Source organism: Cellulomonas septica (genome assembly GCF_012396155.1).
GTDB lineage: Bacteria > Actinomycetota > Actinomycetes > Actinomycetales > Cellulomonadaceae > Cellulomonas > Cellulomonas septica.
Genome location: NZ_JAAXOY010000563.1, coordinates 1 through 2,384, shown reverse-complemented (window position 1 = coordinate 2,384; position 2,384 = coordinate 1). Strand labels below are relative to the sequence as shown.

The window sequence follows — 2,384 nt, the reverse complement described above, 5'->3', positions numbered from 1 at the left end:
CCGCCCGTCGGCGTGCTGCACGCCGAGCACCACGACGTCGTCGGGCGCGGCGACGTCCGTGAGCGCGGCCCCCACCAGGTCCGACGACGCCCGGACGCGCGCGCGGAAGAAGCCCCGCTCCAGCCGGTAGTGCTCGACGAGCGTGCCGAGGTGGTCGGAGAAGTCCGCGGGCACGACGTCGGGCTGCCGGTCGGGGAGCAGCCGCGGCCCGAGCGCGACGGCCACCGCGATCGTGACGGCGACCAGCGGCGCTCCGACCAGCGCGAACTCGAAGAACCCGAACCGCTCGCCGGTGACGTCGGCCAGCGCGTCGGACACGATCACGTTGACCGTGCTGCCCGACAGCACGAGCAGCGCGCCCGCGCTCGCGGCGAACGCGAGCGGCATGAGCATCTGCGCCGGCGCCTGCCGCGACCGTCGTGCGGCCAGCACCACCACGGGGAGCAGCGCCGCCGCCGCACCGTTCGGCGTGACGAACGCGGCCATGAGCGCCGACAGCAGCATGACCGCGACGAGCAGCGGACCGCGCCGCGTCCCCGCGCGGTTGACCAGCAGCTGCCCCGCCCACGCGGTCACGCCCGACGACTCGAGCCCCTCGCTCAGCACGAACAGCGTCGCGATGAAGACGACGACCGGGTCGCCGAAGCCCGACACGGCCGCGGTCGCGTCGACCAGCCCGGTCGCCCAGAGCGCGAGCGCCGCGAGGATCGCGACGGCCCCCACCGACAGCCGGTTCCACACGAACAGGCCGACGACGCCGACGAGCACGAGCAGGCTCATCGCCGCGTCCGACACGCCGCCTCCTGACGGTCCGGCTCCGCACCACAGGGCGTTCCTCAGACTAGGGCGAACCCGGCGCTAGCATCGCGTCATGCGCCCGCTGCGCGTCGCCCTCGGGGTCCTGGCCGGTCTGGCCCTGCTCGGGGCGTGCGCGACGGGGTCCGCCGAACCGGCGTCGAGCGACGAGGACGTCGCGGGGTCGTGGGGCGCGTCGACCGTCGTGGGTGAGGCCTACCTGGACCTCGCCGAGGACGGGTCCGCCACCGGCTCCGACGGCTGCAACCGGATGGTCGGCGAGTGGACCCGCAGCACCGAGGGCGTCGCGTTCTCCGCGTGGTCGACGACCCGCATGTCCTGCCCCGCGGTCGACCCGTGGCTGTCCCTCGCCGTGGCCGGCCGGCTCGAGGGCGGGCAGCTCGTCCTCGTCGACAAGGACGCCGTCCAGCTCGGCACCCTCGACCGCACCGAACCGTCGTGACCATCGGCGCCTGACCCACCGGTCGCACGCCGTGCGCGGCCCTGCGGCGACGCCGCGATGGGCGCGACCTCAGTCGTCCAGCGCGAGCGCGAGGACGCGGTGCAGGCGCGCATCCTCCGGCCGGGCGAGGGGCGGCAGCACGAGCGTGGTGATGCCGATCTCGGCGGCCGCCCCGTCCCAGGCTCCGCGGTCCCCGACCATGAGCACGTCGGCAGCCGGCAGGCCGAGGCCGTCGAGCGCGGCGCGGAAGATCGCGGGGTCGGGCTTCGCCACGCCGAGCTCGAAGGACAGCGCCCAGACGTCGACGAGGTCGGCCCACGTCCGTCCGTCGGGCAGCGGGTGCGCGGCGAACACCGGTCGCAGGTCGACGTGGATGTCGCTCACGACACCGATCCGCACCCCGGCGTCGGACAGTGCGACGAGCAGCGGCTCGACGTCGTGCGCGAACGGGTTGAGCGACACGTCCGACTCGACCGCGTACAGCGCCGCGGCGAGCTCGTCGTCGATCCCGGCGGTGCGGAACCAGTGCGCGTACGCCGCGCGGTGCTCGGCCGCGTCGGTGTCGATCGTCGACGACTCGACGCGCGTGCGGTCGGTCGCGCGCAGGCGGGCGAGGACCTGCTCGACGGCGTCGTCGTCGTGCGACCGCCCGAGCTGCTCGAGCGCGGTCGCGACCAGCCAGGCGTACGTGGGGGCGACGACGAGCGTGCCGCGCCAGTCGAGCAGGACCCCGCGGAAGCCGAGCGTCGTCACGGTGCGCGACCCTACCGCCGAAGGCCCCGGCCCTCGCCCGTCAGGACGGATCGGCGTCGGCGGTCGTCCGGTCGTGGGCGACGAGCGCGCGGGCACCCGTCGCCGCAGCGGCGAGGAACGACGCCGCGAGCGCCACGTAGGCCCACCGGACGCCCCACGTGTCGGTCACGGCCCCGAGCGCGAGGGCGGTGACCAGGGCGCTGCCGGGGAGCGCCGCGGTCCACACCCCCATGACGCGACCACGCAGGTGCGGCGTGGACACGAGCTGGACGAGCGTGTTCGCCGCCGCGACCCACCAGATCGAGACGAACCCGAGCACGGCGGCGGCGGCGACGGCCACGGCGAAGCCGGGAGCGAGCCCGACGGGCAGGAT

At 75.4% G+C, this 2,384-nt stretch carries 3 protein-coding genes and 1 pseudogene; 1 reads left to right on the top strand and 3 read right to left on the bottom strand.

What is annotated here, in order from left to right:
• Positions 1 to 795 (bottom strand): SLC13 family permease (locus HGA02_RS16590; RefSeq protein ID WP_343035550.1); only part of this gene is annotated, 795 nt, incomplete at its 3' end.
• 76 nt (positions 796 to 871) lie between these two features.
• On the opposite strand from HGA02_RS16590, the gene HGA02_RS16585 reads away from it, so the two are divergent.
• On the top strand, positions 872 to 1,258 hold the full coding sequence (locus HGA02_RS16585; RefSeq protein WP_168680229.1) for an META domain-containing protein: 387 nt from the start codon (positions 872 to 874) through the stop codon (positions 1,256 to 1,258).
• A 69-nt stretch (positions 1,259 to 1,327) separates the two neighbouring features.
• Here HGA02_RS16585 and HGA02_RS21155 read toward each other — a convergent pair whose 3' ends face one another.
• Both HGA02_RS21155 and HGA02_RS16575 read right to left on the bottom strand, forming a co-directional pair.
• On the bottom strand, positions 1,328 to 2,011 hold the full coding sequence (locus tag HGA02_RS21155) for an HAD family hydrolase (RefSeq protein WP_210728708.1): 684 nt from the start codon (positions 2,009 to 2,011) through the stop codon (positions 1,328 to 1,330).
• Positions 2,012 to 2,051: 40 nt separating this feature from the next.
• Positions 2,052 to 2,384, bottom strand: a pseudogene (locus tag HGA02_RS16575) (hypothetical protein); the annotation flags it as partial.